This window comes from Myxococcales bacterium (genome assembly GCA_022184915.1).
GTDB lineage: Bacteria > Myxococcota_A > Polyangia > Fen-1088 > Fen-1088 > JAGTJU01.
Genome location: JAGTJU010000009.1, coordinates 59,949 through 74,783, shown reverse-complemented (window position 1 = coordinate 74,783; position 14,835 = coordinate 59,949). Strand labels below are relative to the sequence as shown.

General features: G+C 64.4%; 13 protein-coding genes. 10 read left to right on the top strand and 3 right to left on the bottom strand.

All coding sequences use genetic code 11. The features are described from left to right. The first annotated feature begins 38 nt into the window (after window positions 1–38). From KA712_24510 to KA712_24470, 9 genes are all read left to right on the top strand, one after another. Window positions 39–2,072: a protein kinase gene (locus KA712_24510; protein ID MCG5056128.1), complete on the top strand. Its 2,034-nt coding sequence runs from the start codon at window positions 39–41 to the stop codon at window positions 2,070–2,072. A gap of 5 nt (window positions 2,073–2,077) precedes the next feature. Further along, window positions 2,078–3,697: a serine/threonine protein kinase gene (locus KA712_24505; protein ID MCG5056127.1), complete on the top strand. Its 1,620-nt coding sequence runs from the start codon at window positions 2,078–2,080 to the stop codon at window positions 3,695–3,697. A 65-nt stretch (window positions 3,698–3,762) separates the two neighbouring features. After that, on the top strand, window positions 3,763–4,434 hold the full coding sequence (locus KA712_24500) for a hypothetical protein (GenBank protein MCG5056126.1): 672 nt from the start codon (window positions 3,763–3,765) through the stop codon (window positions 4,432–4,434). A 653-nt stretch (window positions 4,435–5,087) separates the two neighbouring features. Then, window positions 5,088–5,441 carry a hypothetical protein gene (locus KA712_24495; GenBank protein ID MCG5056125.1) on the top strand — a complete coding sequence of 118 codons (354 nt, stop codon included), beginning with the start codon at window positions 5,088–5,090 and terminating at the stop codon, window positions 5,439–5,441. 383 nt (window positions 5,442–5,824) lie between these two features. After that, on the top strand, window positions 5,825–6,580 hold the full coding sequence (locus tag KA712_24490) for an AHH domain-containing protein (GenBank protein ID MCG5056124.1): 756 nt from the start codon (window positions 5,825–5,827) through the stop codon (window positions 6,578–6,580). Window positions 6,581–6,592: 12 nt separating this feature from the next. Further along, window positions 6,593–7,153, top strand: a complete 561-nt coding sequence (locus KA712_24485) for a hypothetical protein (GenBank protein MCG5056123.1) — start codon at window positions 6,593–6,595, stop codon at window positions 7,151–7,153. A 7-nt stretch (window positions 7,154–7,160) separates the two neighbouring features. Then, window positions 7,161–8,477, top strand: coding sequence for a hypothetical protein (locus KA712_24480; protein MCG5056122.1), 1,317 nt, complete (start codon window positions 7,161–7,163; stop codon window positions 8,475–8,477). 12 nt (window positions 8,478–8,489) lie between these two features. Continuing rightward, complete coding sequence (locus tag KA712_24475) at window positions 8,490–9,269, top strand: AHH domain-containing protein (GenBank protein MCG5056121.1); 780 nt, start codon at window positions 8,490–8,492, stop codon at window positions 9,267–9,269. A 27-nt stretch (window positions 9,270–9,296) separates the two neighbouring features. Then, a complete protein-coding gene (locus KA712_24470; GenBank protein ID MCG5056120.1) occupies window positions 9,297–9,842 on the top strand; it encodes a hypothetical protein in 546 nt (181 codons plus the stop codon). 545 nt (window positions 9,843–10,387) lie between these two features. On the opposite strand, the gene KA712_24465 is transcribed toward KA712_24470, so the two are convergent. Next, entirely contained in the window at window positions 10,388–11,542 is a 1,155-nt protein-coding gene (locus KA712_24465; GenBank protein ID MCG5056119.1) for a superoxide dismutase family protein, read from the bottom strand. A gap of 792 nt (window positions 11,543–12,334) precedes the next feature. Next, on the bottom strand, window positions 12,335–13,174 hold the full coding sequence (locus KA712_24460) for a hypothetical protein (GenBank protein MCG5056118.1): 840 nt from the start codon (window positions 13,172–13,174) through the stop codon (window positions 12,335–12,337). A 330-nt stretch (window positions 13,175–13,504) separates the two neighbouring features. Between KA712_24460 and KA712_24455 the strand changes: the two genes are divergently transcribed. Next, window positions 13,505–14,047: a hypothetical protein gene (locus KA712_24455; GenBank protein ID MCG5056117.1), complete on the top strand. Its 543-nt coding sequence runs from the start codon at window positions 13,505–13,507 to the stop codon at window positions 14,045–14,047. A gap of 4 nt (window positions 14,048–14,051) precedes the next feature. Here KA712_24455 and KA712_24450 read toward each other — a convergent pair whose 3' ends face one another. Next, complete coding sequence (locus KA712_24450) at window positions 14,052–14,804, bottom strand: class I SAM-dependent methyltransferase (GenBank protein ID MCG5056116.1); 753 nt, start codon at window positions 14,802–14,804, stop codon at window positions 14,052–14,054. Window positions 14,805–14,835 lie beyond the last annotated feature (31 nt).

The window sequence follows — 14,835 nt, the reverse complement described above, 5'->3', positions numbered from 1 at the left end:
TTGATGTGTCTAGCGCAGTGCGCTGTTCGGATCGGACGATGCCGACGGGATCCGACGTGCATCCGCTGTGTCTGGCGCCTGGCTCGGAAGTAAGGTACGAGGCTGTGGTGACCCGTCCCGGGGATGAAATAGCCGCGGAGCCGCGGCAACCGTGGGGCTTGACCGTCACCCTGTACGACCATCTCACTGAAGACGAGTACGAGTACCGCTTCCTTACGTCCCCCATCGTGCTTGGCCAGGACGAAGGTGCGTGCGACCTCGTCGTTCGGCGCCCCGGCGTCTCGGCCGTACATGGGCAACTCACCTTCGACGCAGACTCCGTCCACTACATCGATCTCGGCTCACGAGACGGATCACTCCTGGGTAACAGAAAGCCCGTGAACGTACGCGAGTTCGTCAGTCTGCGTCCTGGGCAGGTCGTCGTGCTCGGGAGCCGCGTGAGCGTCTCGGTCAAGCGCGGGCCCCCGAAAAACAAGAACGCGTTTGATCCCTTCGCGAAAGCCCCAATAGGAAGCCTCCTACCGGACGAGGAGCCCACGTCTGCTCCGCAGGCCGTGCCTGGGAGGGACTGGGGCCCGGCGGCTCCGGTACCGCGGGGCCCGCTGAGCGACCAGACCGAGGTGATGCCGACCTCGCTCGCTTGGGCCATGGCAGAACTCAACGCGCCCGCCGTTGCCCCCGAAGAGGCAGCTCCTGCTGTGCAGGATGTTGTGCACTCTGAGGAGCCTTCGGGTCCAGCGCCCGAAGCTGCGCTCGCCCACGACACCGAGGTCGTGCCTTCTGTCCTGCCGCGTACCCAGGTCTTGCCACCAGAGCCGCGTCCGTCAACGCCGCTGGTTGCGCAGGAAAAACGACCCCACCCCCTCGTCGACGTGGGCGACACTCTCGCACACTACCGGCTCGAAGCTCCTCTGGGACAGGGCGCGATGGGAACCGTGTTCAAAGCCTCACATGTCCGCATCGCCGCCAAGATGTTCGCGATCAAGGTCTTGGCGCCGGAAGTGACCGCGGAGCCCTCGGCCGAGGAGCGGTTCCTGAGAGAAGCGCAAGCGGCGTCGCAGCTCGAGCATCCACACATCGTGAGCGTGGTCGATTACGGCCGTGACGTCGGCGTCTCCTACCTGGTGATGGAGCACTTGACTGGCGAGACACTGGGGAGCCGCCTTGCGCGCGGTCCCCTCAGCTGTTCGCGCGCAGCGGAGGTGCTGTTGGCTGTGAGCTCCGGCGTAACGGAAGCTCACAAGAAGGGCATCATCCACCGGGACCTGAAGCCGGACAACATTTTCCTGGCGCGGGTCGGGGGGCGCCAGACTGTGCCCAAAGTCTTGGATTTCGGCATCGCGAAGCAGCTGAACGACGCCGCGCCGGGACTGTCGCACGCCAAGATGCTGATCGGCACGCCCTCGTACATGGCGCCCGAGCAGGCTTCCGCGGGGGCTCCCGCGAGCCCTGCAACCGATCAATACGCACTGGGTGCCGTGCTCTACGAATGCGTGACGGGCCGGCGGGCCCACGACGGCTCGACCCTGTTCGCCATCTTGCGCAGCATCGCCGAGGGGCGCATCGTACGCCCCACCTCCTTGCGTTCCGACATTCCGCATGAGCTCGAGGTCGTGATCCTGCGCGCGATGCATTCCGATCCAAGGATGCGCTTCGGATCCGTTTTCGACTTCGGCAAGGCCCTGTTGCCCTTCGTGGCGCACAAGCGCCAGGGCTATTGGCAGGATCACTACGTGGACCCAAGCGATGCAGACATGAGCACTTTCGATGGCTTCAGAATGAGTGTGTCTTTCAAGGAAAGCTTTGCGCCTTCCAAGCAGGCTGTCGCCATTGGCAACACCAAGGTTCTGCCGCTTCCCAATCTGGGGCAGAACGAGAGGCCCTCGCCGCTGAGATCGGCAGTGCCTGGGAACGGCGCTTCTGCAGAGAAGGGTCACCCGCGCTGGGCTTTGCCTGCCGTGATCGTGGCAACGACGCTGGCCCTGACCCTTGCGGGCCTTGCGCTCATCAAAGGGAGCTCAGACGAGCCCCCTGAAAGGCCGCCCGTACAGCCAACCGGGCATGCGCGATGAGCGGAATGAATCCATCGGAACCCCCGCTGCCCCGCCGCTTTGGCCAAAGGCACGTGCTGCTCAAGCCGCTTGCTGAAGGCGGCATGGGGCGCATCTTCCTCGCGGCCTCGGGCGGTCGGCTTTGCGCTGTGAAGGTGATGCGGCCCGATCGCGCCAACCCCGAGCTGCTCGCGCGCTTCCGTGGCGAAGCTCAACTGATGACCAGGCTGGCTCATCGGAACGTCGTGTTTGCCACGGAGGCTGGCGACGTCGAGGGTACGCCCTACTTCGCGATGGAGTACATCCGGGGCCGTTCCCTGGCCCAGGTGATGACGAGGGCCTCGCAGATGCGGCGTCGGATTCCCATCGGCCTCGCCCTATTCATTACGAACGAGATCCTTCAGGGGCTGGGACACTTGCACGAAGCGGTCGGACGAGGTTTCGTTCACAGAGACATCTCGCCCACCAACGTGATGCTGAGCTTCGATGGCGCAGTGAAGATCATCGACCTGGGCCTGGGCGCGTGGCGGGATCACGCGCCGGAGGCCATGAATGGCCAGTGGGGGCAGGAGAACTACCAAGCGCCCGAGCACGTCGCCGGGCGCCCGCTGGATGCCCGCAGCGACATCTTCAGCGTGGGGATCATGCTGTGGGAAATGCTGGCCTCACGGCGGCTGTTCGGCGGCATCGAGGGCCGGCCTGCGGAGGCGCCGCGGCCGTCGCAGTTCAACAAGCGGGTGCCCGAGGACCTCGAAGGGATCGTGATGACGGCTTTGGCGTCGGAGCCCGAGGATCGCTATAGCGGCGCGGGCGCGTTCTTGAAGGCGCTGCGGCCGCATCTGCTGGCTCACGATGACGCGGCCTCTCTCTCCGCTTTCCTTTGCGAGGTTTTCGCCGAGGACGTGGCAAGGGAGAGAGCGGAGGAAGACCGTTTGCGGCTTGCGGCGGAGGAGATGCCCGCCGTTCCCGCGAGGAACGAAAACGTTTCGGCGACGGAGCGTGTTCCGGCCCTGGCAAGGTCGCGAGCCCAGCACTGGCGTTGGGGTATGCTCGCGGGGTTGGTGATTGCGCTGCTCTTTGGCGGGGTATCGGCGTGGCGTGAGCGAGGTAGCCGCAGCCCCGGAAGACAGCTCGCCACCCCGCCCCCAGCTGCACGCGAAGTGGTGCCCTCACCGCAGGCCCCGGAGGTGCCGCAACCGTTGCCGGTACCGCCAGCGCCGGCCGTGCCCCCGACCGCCGTACGACCTGCTCCGCAGCCTCGCTCTGTGCCCAAGCCGGCATCGGCGATGCCCGCGCCGGCGGCCGCACCGGAAGCCGACACACCCCAGGAATTGCCATCGGTCGTGGAGACTCCCGCCAATAGCCCCAGCGCAGCGGCGCGCAAGCTGGTCTTGGCGGCAGAGCGACTGATGGGCGGAGGGGACTTTGTGGCGGCCTTGAATGCTGCGAACGACAGCCTAAAGGAAGAGGAGACCGTGGAGGCGCACCTTCTGGTGGCGCGCGTCCACTGGGCCAGGGGGCTGCTCCTCAGTGCCGAACGCGCGGCCACGCGAGGCCTGTCCACTTTTCCGGATGAGCCGCGGCTACTCAAGCTTCGTGCAGAGATCGCGGAACGTCGGTCGGCAGCGCAGCCGGCGCGCCCGTAGGGCGGGTGGGGGTTGGTGGAGGTTTCGACGGTTCCGTTCTATAAGTGGGCCAAGCAGGAGATCTCGTGAGACTTTTCACAGCAGCAGTCATCTTGGCGGCCACGCCTTCGTGGGCGATGGCGACGCCGGCCCCGCGCTTCGTGGTGGAGAGCCCCGCCCCCTTCACAGCCTACGGCGAAACGATCGACTTACAGGCTCTGTCCACGGCGGCCCTTTCAGCTGCGGGCTGCACTGTCATAGCTCCGGGTGGCCGTGCCGAGTTCAGCGCGACTGTTGACGCTGCGTTGTCGGAGGGAGAGCGGGCACATTGTGAATACGCGCTCAGCGTCTCCTTGGCCGACGGCAAGGTTCTTGTGTCGGAGCCTTCAGTGGTCGAAGACAAGATCTGCAGTACGGTGTGGCTCGAGCAAGAGATCTCGAGGGCCATGATCAGAGCGTGCGAAGCGGCTCGAGCCCATCAGGCCGGCACGGTGACTGTGCCGGCTGTCAGCGACAAGGCGCAGGCGCCACCGCCGAGTCGCTCGTGGCAACGGCCTGTGGGAGTGGGGCTGGCGGTCGCGGGTTTGGCCACTCTCGTGGCTTTGGCGGTGCAGCACGGAAGCTGCGACGAGGAAGCGGCGGACGGAGCGTGCAAGAGCCGGAACGAGGGCTTCGGTTTCACGACCGGCGCGGTGGGTGCGTTGGGTCTCATCGGTGGGGGGCTGGGCCTGTATCTCGCTTTGGGAGGAACGTTTTGAAGCTCGCGGCGCTCTTGACGACAGTGTGCCTGTTCTCTGCCTGCAACCTGTGGGAGCCGGTTCTGCAGCCAGGGTTCTGCAACACGGCCAACGACTGCCCTACCGGATCGATGTGCGTCGCGGATAGATGCCTCTTTCCAGAAGCAGATGCCGGGTTAGACGCCGGACCAGACGCGACGCTGTTCGTTGACGGCGATGGCATGGGCGGCACGGGCGGCGGCGATGCTGGGGAGCCGGGGTGCTCGACGGAGGCGCCGTGCTCCGAGGGCGCTCCCATCTGCGACCTTGCCACCGGGCTTTGCGGTGGCTGCGCCGATGACGGAGCCTGCGCAGCCCTTGATGGCGCCCAGCCGTTTTGCGACACGAGCAGTGGAAGGTGCGTGGCATGTCTGTCACACGACGCCTGCCCCTCGAGCGCGCCGGCGTGCGTAGCGGGAGCGTGCGCGGCCTGTGACGCTCCTGGGGCGGCAACGGATGCGTGCAAGGTGAGGAGTGCCGGGACACCCGCGTGCGCGGGCGGCCTTTGTGTCGAGTGTGCGGGTAGCGCCGACTGTCTGCTATCGGCCAAACCCATCTGTGCCGCCAACGCATGCCGTGCGTGCGAGGGGGACCCTGAATGCGTTGCGAAGCTGGGCGCCGACCCGGGCGTTTGCATGCGCCACGAAGACGGCCGATGCGCCACCGCCGCCGACACCGTCTTCGTCGAGAACCTGCCCTCGAAGTGCGCCGCAGGCCCGGGCGCAGGCTCGGCAGCCATGCCGTTGTGTGGGCTACAGCAAGGCGTGGACGCGGCCAAGGCGCAGGGCAAGCCGCTCGTGGTGCTCAAGGGGCCCGGAGCGGTCGATCGGGCCACGTGGAGCGGGCCAGGGAAGGTGAGCGTGGTGGGCAAGGCGGGGGCGTTGGTGCAGCGGCGGCGCTGGGTCCTGGGCTGGCAAGCCACCGGGCGGGGACTGCGTTTACTTGCGGGATGTGGAGGTGGAGGCGGGCCGGCCCGGGCCTCAAGGTGACGACCGGTGGCACCTTACGGGTCGACAACGCGAGGGTCGTCAACAACCCGGGAGGGGGGGTGCTTGTGGAGGGTGGGAAGCTGGTGCTCGAAAGGACGCTCGTGTCAGGCAATGGGCCGGGGCTTTTCACCGGCTTTCCCTGGGGCGGCATTGCCATCCAATCCCCCGCCCCTGGTACACGGCTCGAAAGGGTCAGCGTGACGGACAACAGGGCTTCCGGAGTGTCCTGTTCCTCTGCCGTGCAGGCCGCGGGCGTTCGAGCAACCGGCAATGGTGATGGCACTACGGATGTCGGAAGCACTTGCGGCTTCACTTCCTGCGGCGCCCCCAGCGCCACCTGCGGGGCTCCCTGAGGCTAGATGCAGATTGGAGAGAAGATAGCCGTGCTCGTTTCCTCGCCGGACAGCGACGAGCCGTGCTGGGCCTGTGAGGAGCCCCCCGCCGGCAGCCATAAGAACGACCTGGACGAACAACCAAGTTCCATGGGCGATGCCGAAAACGACCTATACAACGACTCCAGCAAGCTCGGCAAGAATCTCGGATTTCGGCCAAGTTGGCAGGTAAAGGTCCCCCACGTCGTCAACGGAGACGCGGTCACCGTCACCGCCCCCGTCACCCCGGCAGCCCACCACGTGATCCCGGGCAATGCGTCCTTGGCCAAGACGCCCAAGCTCCTCGATCTCATGGAGAAAAAGCGCGGCAAGGTGCGCGACGACATCGGCTATGACGTCAACTCAGCCCAAAATGGTGTGTGGTTGCCAGGAAACTACGGCGTCAGCAAAGACTCGATGTTTTCACGGAAGTGGTCCGATTACGTCTTCAAGCTCGAGTACGCGATGGCCGCGATGAACGTTTCCCAGACCCAGTTTCACGATTCGCATTTCGTTTACAGCGCTCAAGTGAAGCAAAGTCTTCGCGCCCTCGCAGACAAGATCACTTTGCATGCCCCGGAAAGGTGCGGGATCTGCGGCAAGGAGCTTTCGGATAAGTCTCGGCCACCGTATGGCCTGGTCGGCCGGCTCAACCGCCTTGCCGCCGTCCACAAGATGTTTCTGCGAGGCCCCGTCCGAAAGTGGCCCGTCAGCAACGGCTACTTCACGTCGAGGTGGTCCGTCATGAAAGCATCAACAGGATCTTGAAAGGCAACACGCATGTACTACCGTCTCATGTACGACTACCCCATGTCCGAGGACGACGCCGGGTACGACATCAACGACGGCATCGATTTCGATGGTGTGCGCAGCTGGGCGTTGGGTCAACGCTTCGATAAGTCGCCTCCGAACCCCATCGTCGTCCCCATCACGCTGACAGGTCCCTGGGACGACCCCCAGCCACCTCCGATGGTTGACGAGTACATGTGCCTGATGAACCCACAAATGATCGAAGCGCTCCACTCGAGCGGCGTCGACAACATCGACATCTACCCTGCCGTCATGCGCGACACTGACACCGGAAAGGAATTCCCCTACTTCGGTGTCAATATCCTTGGCCTCTTCAAGGTCGCGGACCTCAACCGCTCCGAATGGGTCAACCTCGACGGCGAAGCCAAGCTCGACACCATCTTCACTGATCTCGTGATCGACGACTCGCAGACCTACGGCTTTCATCTCTTCCGTCTCTACGAGAGCACAGGCACCATCCTCATCAGCGAGCGCATCAAGGCCGCCCTCGCGCACATCCCCTTCCTCAGGTTCAACCCCGTTTCCCGATAGGTGGGCCATGGGCGCCCTGACCGGCACGCGCCGTAAAGCGGCCTCGCTTCTGCTCACCTGGGTGGCACTCATCACGCTTCAGGCAGCGTGCGAGTCTGAAACCCGCATCAGCGGCGACGCCGGGGTAGACGCCGGACCAGACGCGACGCTGCTCGTTGACGGCGATGGCATGGGCGGCACGGGTGGTGGCGATGCCAGGGAGCCGGGGTGCTCGACGGAGGCGCCGTGCTCCGAGGGCGCTCCCATCTGCGACCTTGCCACCGGGCTTTGCGGTGGCTGCGCCGATGACGGAGCCTGCGCAGCCCTTGATGGCGCCCAGCCGTTTTGCGACACGAGCAGTGGAAGGTGCGTGGCATGTCTGTCACACGACGCCTGCCCCTCGAGCGCGCCGGCGTGCGTAGCGGGAGCGTGCGCGGCCTGTGACGCTCCTGGGGCGGCAACGGATGCGTGCAAGGTGAGGAGTGCCGGGACACCCGCGTGCGCGGGCGGCCTTTGTGTCGAGTGTGCGGGTAGCGCCGACTGTCTGCTATCGGCCAAACCCATCTGTGCCGCCAACGCATGCCGCGCGTGCGAGGGTGACCCTGAATGCGTTGCGAAGCTGGGCGCCGACCCGGGCGTTTGCATGCGCCACGAAGACGGCCGATGCGCCACCGCCGCCGACACCGTCTTCGTCGAGAACCTGCCCTCGAAGTGCGCCGCAGGCCCGGGCGCAGGCTCGGCAGCCATGCCGTTGTGTGGGCTACAGCAAGGCGTGGACGCGGCCAAGGCGCAGGGCAAGCCGCTCGTGGTGCTCAAGGGGCCCGGAGCGGTCGATCGGGCCACGTGGAGCGGGCCAGGGAAGGTGAGCGTGGTGGGCAAGGCGGGGGCGTTGGTGCGAGGTGGCGCTGGGCCTGGCTTTCAAGCCACCGGCGGGGAGGTTTACTTGCGCGATCTCAAGCTGGAGGCGGGCGACCCAGGCCTCAAGGTGACGACCGGTGGCACCTTACGGGTCGACAACGCGAGGGTCGTCAACAACCCGGGAGGGGGGGTGCTTGTGGAGGGTGGGAAGCTGGTGCTCGAAAGGACGCTCGTGTCAGGCAATGGGCCGGGGCTTTTCACCGGCTTTCCCTGGGGCGGCATTGCCATCCAATCCCCCGCCCCTGGTACACGGCTCGAAAGGGTCAGCGTGACGGACAACGAGATAAGCGGCATTTCGTGCTCTAGCGCCGTTGCAGCAAGTGGCGTGCTTTCCACGGGTCACGGCAACAGCGCTGCTGCGAACATCACACCCACTTGCGGCTTCACTTCCTGCGGCGCCCCCAGCGCCAACTGCGGGGCTCCCTAAAGAGGCCGTGCCATGCAAATCGGTGAAAAAATAGCGGCACTGGTCGCCACGCCGGACAGCGACGAGCCGTGCTGGGCCTGTGAGGAGCCCCCCGCCGGCAGCCAGAAAAACGACCTGGACGAACAACCAAGTTCCATGGGGGATGCCGAAAACGACCTACACAACGACTCCAGCAAGCTCGGCAAGAACCTCGGATTTCGGCCAAGTTGGCAGGTAAAGGTCCCCCACGTCGTCAATGGAGACGCGGTCACCGTCACCGCCCCGGTCACCCCGGCAGCTCACCACGTGATCCCGGGCAATGCCTCCTTGGCCAAGACGCCCAAGCTCCTCGATCTCATGGAGAAAAAGCGCGGCAAGGTGCGCGACGACATCGGCTATGACGTCAACTCAGCCCAGAATGGTGTGTGGTTGCCAGGGAACTACGGGGTCAGCAAAGACTCGATGTTTTCACGGAAGTGGTCTGACTACGTCTTCAAGCTCGAGTACGCCATGGCCGCGATGAACGCGGCACGAGCCCAGTTTCACGATTCGCACCCCATCTACAGTGCTCAGGTGAAGCAAAGCCTTCGCGCCCTCGCAGACAAGATCACTTTGCATGCCCCGGAAAGGTGCGGGATCTGCGGCAAGGAGCTTTCGGATAAGTCCCGGCCGCCGTATGGCCTGGTCGGTCGCCTCAACCGCCTTGCCGCCGTCCACAAGATGTTTCTGCGAGGCCCCGTGCGAAAGTGGCCGGTGAGCAACGGCTATTTCACCTCGGCCTGGTCCACCACCAAGGCAGCGACTGGAACCTGAAAGGTACCCCGTATGTACTATCGCCTCATGTACGACTATCCAATGTCGGAAGACAATGTCTACTACGACGTCAACGACGGCATCGATTTCGATGGTGTGCGCAGCTGGGCGTTGGGTCAACGCTTCGATAAATCGCCTCCGAACCCCATCGTCGTCCCCATAAGCGTCACAGGTCCCTGGGACGACCCCCAGCCACCGCCGATGGTTGACGAGTACATGTGCCTGATGAACCCCCAAATGATCGAAGCGCTCCGCTCGAGCGGCGTCGACAACATCGACATCTACCCGGCCGTCATGCGCGACACTGACACCGGAAAGGAATTCCCCTACTTCGGTGTCAACATCCTTGGCCTCTTCAAGGTCGCGGACCTCAATCGATCCGAATGGGTCAACCTCGACGGCGAAGCCAAGCTCGACACCATCTTCACTGATCTCGTGATCGACGACTCGCAGACCTACGGCTTTCATCTCTTCCGTCTCTACGAGAGCACAGGCACCATCCTCATCAGCGAGCGCATCAAGACCGCCCTCGCGCACATCCCCTTCCTCAGGTTCAACCCCGTTTCCCGATAGGTGGGCCATGAACCCGTGGCGATGCAGCGAGGTGTCACCGCAACCCTGTTTGGTTGATATTGTCGGCCAATGAGGTCTAGTGTTTACTTCGCGGCTTCCCAAGAGGCTTGGTTTTGGGATCTCGCCTGAGCGCCGCCTTCGTGTTCGTGGCCGCGGCCGCCTGCAAGCAGCCGAACAGCCACCTTTCAACAAACCGAAGTTCCCCGGCGGATGCGCTCCTGCCTGGCACCTCGTCGGAGACGGCTAAGCCGGCTTACGCTCCTGTCGAAACCGCCACGATGGGCGGGACCCGGATTGCCATCGTGGAGAAAGATCGGGGGTGCTTCATCGCAAAAGCCGAAGCGGCAAGCCCGCCCCTTCCCATCTCTTTGAGCATGAGGGCCCCCTGTCACTTCGTAAAATGGGTCGCCGCGCCTCAAGAGCGAAGGCACCATCCTCATCAGCGAGTGCATCAAGGCCGCCCTCGCGCACATCCCCTTCCTCAGGTTCAACCCCGTTTCCCGGTAGGCGGGTCATGGAGGCGCGGACGTTGGCGTGACCCGTCCTCAGAAACCTGTCACCATTCCACAGCCAATGCGCGTGGCTTTCTGGCTTGCATCATTGGCAAGCCTCTCGACAACGATGGCACGGCCCCGAATGATGTGCGGGCTGCCGCTGGTGAGCGGATGGCGGAAGATCTTTCTTTCGTTGAGAGTTCCCTGTTCACCAGCCGTGAATGTTCCTAGGTCACCTTGTTTCAAAGGCCAGCCATAATTCGGCTCGGTAACTAGTTCTGCCTTTTCTGGTTGGTAAGGCTCGCCAACTCCGGTGGCTGTGACGTTGTCGCAATCGGCGAACTCGTGCACGACCAAACGGTGTTTCCCCACTGTCAGTTCCGATAGCTCCAATTCAAGCAGGGCGCGGTTATCTTCACCTTGCTCAAAGTAAGCCGTGCCATTGATGCGTTGGCCGGGGAACGGCTTGAACGTGGCTTCGCCGAAAGTGCGGTCGCTGTGAACTATTGCGCATGAGATGGGTGGGCCAAGTTCAGGCTGCGCATCGGCAGCCCACTTGTGAAGGGTGAGCTTTCTTCCTGAGAGACTAAACTGTTTTTGCTTGATGGTCACGAAGGCGCCTTTCTTGCTGTAAACGGGCAGCGCAGGGACGCTGTACGGGCCGCCGTCATTGCCAATTCCTTCGTACAGCCTATCCAGACGAGCTACGCCATCCTTTCCCGCTTCAAGAGGGCCAAAAAGCCAGACTACAGGTTGACCATTCACGTCGGTCTTTTGCGATTCAGCGCAACTATCTCCCTCGAGAGGCCCGTAGAAGAACTCATCGGCACGAAGAGCGTAAGTCCCGGGCGCAAGCCCCTGGACCGCGACGGTGACACGCATGCCGGTGACTGTGTCCTGAAAATGGGCCATCCCCATGACGTGCGTATCTCCTGCAGGCTCTAAAAATGCGGAAGCTCCCATCGGCTGAAGCGAATCGCGCACCGTGGAACGCCGCTGGTCCTGCCCTTCATTCGGCAAGGATGAAAGGTCTGGTCCCTTTGACCATTCCGTGGGCTTGGGGGCTATGACAGGCAACGCCGTGGGAGAAACGACTGAGGCTTGGTGATCGGGTGACCGCTTACATGCTTGAGTAGCCCCCAGGCAGCAACATGCCACAGCGGCGACGGCGGCTTTCTGAATGAATACCGAGGTGCGTTCACTCATCACTTTAGCCACCAGTGCCAAGATTCGTAGGGGTGCTTCAGCGGCCCTGCTAGCTTCGTGCCAGCACAGGCCGCGATGAGCTTGTCCTCCCACCCCTCTTTTTTCCAGATTGACTGAACAGCGGATGAGCGAATGGGAGCGACGACAATGCGGCTATGCGCTCGAGCGCATCCAACACTTCCGGCTGGCCACCACGAAGCGTGCACCGCCGCCATCATGTAAGCGCGGACCTTTTCGTTGAGGTCAAGCTCCTCTTTCGTGGGGGGTGCTTTTGCTGCTTTTTTCAAAGCGCCACGTTAGCGCAAACAAGAACACTTTAGGGCTAACTTTGGAGATCTGGGAATGCGCCCCCAAGGCGGCTGGATTCGTCGCATCTGCGACGGCGCTGGGAATAGCGGCCGGCGTGATGCCCGCGTGGTTCTGGTCGTCGGTGCCCCACCCGAGGACCTCCCCCCTGCGGATGCCGAAAAGGCGTCCGCCGTGCAATGCGGTTCCCAAGCCAGAGGCATTCGAGGGGTGACCGGTCTAATCGGGTTGGTGCTCACGTGGCCCGCGCTCGGAATTTCGCAGGCACTGTCTGCGGGACTTCACCCTATGACGCCCGACATGATTTCGCAGACACTGTCTGCCGAATTGAGCCGACTCCTGCCAGCAGAGTCCGTACTGCCTTGCGGCCGCAAGACCTGAGCCGGCCCATCCTCAGCCCGTCAGCCTGGGGCGTTGCGATGCTGCACGATCGGAACGTGGTGCTGTTCGCCCTCGCGGATGCTCACGAGATCACGGATAAGACCGTCAATTCGAGGTGCCGTAGTGCTGCGCGAACTTCGTGGCGAACGCAGCCGCAGCGGCGTCCGACGTGAAGCGATCGAGGCCGTCGATATCTTTGCAATCCGAGACCTCGATGCGGATCCCAGGCTCCACCACGTCAGAGCGCAAGAGCGCTCCGGCGTCCAAGATGGTCTGCAGATCCGCGCTGCCGTATCCCGAGCATCCCGGTTTCGCGGCCACCGGCTGCAGGTTGATGCGGCGAAGGGAGGGGTACTCTTTCCGGGCGGTGGCCACCACCTCGGCCAACACGTCACGCCACTCGCTCGCCGCATCGAAGTCTGAATGCCCCCACACGATCAAGATGAGACGATCGGGCTTGTCCCAAGCACGCGTGCACCGTGAAGACGGCATCGACTGCCACCCGCGCCGATCGGACGCGCGGTAGTGGTTCACGCCTCCGTTCATGGTGTGCTGCCACCCGGCATCGTCGAGAAGATTCGAAAAGGGATCGGATTCGATCCACTTGCCCTGGTCGTGACCCATGACGATCGTGCACTCGTAGGCGCCTACGGGCTTGGGAGGGCTCCCCGCTTGGCCTCCTCCGCCCCTCATTCCACCCACCAAACTTCCGCCCGCACCTCCGCCGGCCGCGGGCGTGCCGCCGGTCCCGCCAGAGGACCCGGCCCCGCCTTGTGCCTGGCCCCCGGCCCCGCCTCGCGCCTGGCCCCCGGTGCCGCCCCGGGGAGAGCCCGTGGGGGGCGCGTTCGGGGTCCCACCGGTGCCCGCGGAAGGGGAGCCCCCCGTGCCCCCGGCGCCCCCGGGCGCTTCGCTGGCGGTGTCTCCGCCATTGGCTCCCCCGCTCACGAGGGAATCATCATCGGTCACCACGCCGGAACACGCGGCGCAAACAACGACAAAAAAAGTGGCGGCCCTGAACATCTTGGCTCCCTGTCACTCTCGTGTGGGCCGCACGAAGCGCGCGCGGCCCTCTTTTTTCCGTATCGCCCCGCCCCCTGCCCCAGGCGCTTCAGTGTAGGAGCATCGCCGTCAACGGGGTACGCGCCCCGTGCGTAGTCCTGAGGAAGCTCAGTTATTCGTGTGGCCCGCGCCGTAGCCCGTTCCCGCTGCGGCAGACACGTTTCGTGTAAGGCGCTGCCCCCGTAAGGCAAGAGGGAGCAGGAGGTTCCTTTGCACATGCTTCACGCTCGACGATTCACATTCATCATCGCACTGCTTCCTACGCTCGTGGCGGCCTGCGGGCCGGTCGACCTTCAAGACCTGTTGGAAGGTGGCGGAGGGTACGGCGGGGCCGCAGGCGCAGGCGGCGGGGACCCGTGGGGTGAGGGAGGCGCAGGCGGCGGGGACCCGTGGGGTGAGGGAGGCGCAGGCGGTGCGGACCCGTGGGGTGAGGGAGGCGCAGGCGGTGCGGACCCGGGGGGGGAGGGAGGCGCAGCCGGCGGGGACCCGCGGGGTGAGGGAGGCGCAGGCGGCGGGGACCCGTGGGGTGAGGGAGGCGCAGGCGGCTGTGGACCCACGCAGCTTCCGCCGCCCCCAGTGGGAGTGAACCCCAACGTGAGATGCCCCCAGGAGGGACGGGCTTGCCGGAGTTCGTATCTGTGGTGCAGGCTCGACGGCCAACAGGCACTTTTCATGTGTGGCGCCGAAGGGTGGCGTCTCGAGGCGATCGACGGCGCCATCGAGTGCGGGGAGCCAGAGCCACCGCCTGCCCGTCGTTGAGGCTTCAGCGCAGGGCCACGTCGTCGTTCTTTGGCTTGTGTCCGAAGAACACGAGCCTCGGCGTCCGGTCTTCATCAGTCCGCTCGGTGACGACCTCGACGCCGAAGCCCCGCTCCGAAAGCAGGCGCTCCCACGTGGCGCGGGGGAAGAGCCCCGTGACGTGCCGTTCGTAGTAGGAGCGCACCGTGCCGTCTTGGTTCCGAATCAAGAAGGCATAGTGAACGTTCACGGTGGAGCCTTCCCCACGGACAGGCTCCACCCACTCGAACAGGCGCGCCCCCCGCCCGTCAGGGGCGTCGCCGCCGGAGACGTCGGTGCCCGGCTCGAAGGTCTCGGCCACGTCGTCCGGGATGAAGCAAGCGAGCCCGCCCGGCACAAGGTGGCGCCACGCCGTATCGAAAGCAGAACGCAGATCGTCTTCGGTGGTCATGTAATCGATCGCATCGTGCGCAAGGACGATGTCGAACGTGCGGCCGAGATCCAGCGTGCGCATGTCCCCCACCGTATGCGCGCAGTGCGGGTTCAGCCGCCGCGAGCTTGCAAGCATAGCTTCACTGAGGTCGGAAAGATGAGCCTCGAAGTGGCGCGAAAGGTGGTGTGCCACGTGGCCTCCACCGCTCCCCAGCTCAAGCAAGGACCGCGCGGAAGGCCGGCGTTCGCGGAGCAGGCGAAGGAGTTCGTCGGCCTCGCTTGCGTACTCGTCCACCGGCGAGATGAGCGACCAGTACGGCGCGAGTTCTTCGTAGAATATACTCATCGTGACCCTCCGTTGTCGTTCACGACCGGCT

What these genes read in the sequence shown, in the direction of transcription:
- KA712_24510 (MCG5056128.1), top strand. Translation starts at nt 39, where the DNA reads ATGCCGACGGGATCCGACGTGCATCCGCTGTGTCTGGCGCCTGGCTCG.
- KA712_24505 (MCG5056127.1), top strand. Translation starts at nt 2,078, where the DNA reads ATGAATCCATCGGAACCCCCGCTGCCCCGCCGCTTTGGCCAAAGGCAC.
- KA712_24495 (MCG5056125.1), top strand. Translation starts at nt 5,088, where the DNA reads ATGCGCCACGAAGACGGCCGATGCGCCACCGCCGCCGACACCGTCTTC.
- KA712_24485 (MCG5056123.1), top strand. Translation starts at nt 6,593, where the DNA reads ATGTACTACCGTCTCATGTACGACTACCCCATGTCCGAGGACGACGCC.
- KA712_24480 (MCG5056122.1), top strand. Translation starts at nt 7,161, where the DNA reads ATGGGCGCCCTGACCGGCACGCGCCGTAAAGCGGCCTCGCTTCTGCTC.
- KA712_24475 (MCG5056121.1), top strand. Translation starts at nt 8,490, where the DNA reads ATGCAAATCGGTGAAAAAATAGCGGCACTGGTCGCCACGCCGGACAGC.
- KA712_24470 (MCG5056120.1), top strand. Translation starts at nt 9,297, where the DNA reads ATGTACGACTATCCAATGTCGGAAGACAATGTCTACTACGACGTCAAC.
- KA712_24465 (MCG5056119.1), bottom strand. Translation starts at nt 11,542, where the DNA reads ATGAGTGAACGCACCTCGGTATTCATTCAGAAAGCCGCCGTCGCCGCT.
- KA712_24455 (MCG5056117.1), top strand. Translation starts at nt 13,505, where the DNA reads ATGCTTCACGCTCGACGATTCACATTCATCATCGCACTGCTTCCTACG.
- KA712_24450 (MCG5056116.1), bottom strand. Translation starts at nt 14,804, where the DNA reads ATGAGTATATTCTACGAAGAACTCGCGCCGTACTGGTCGCTCATCTCG.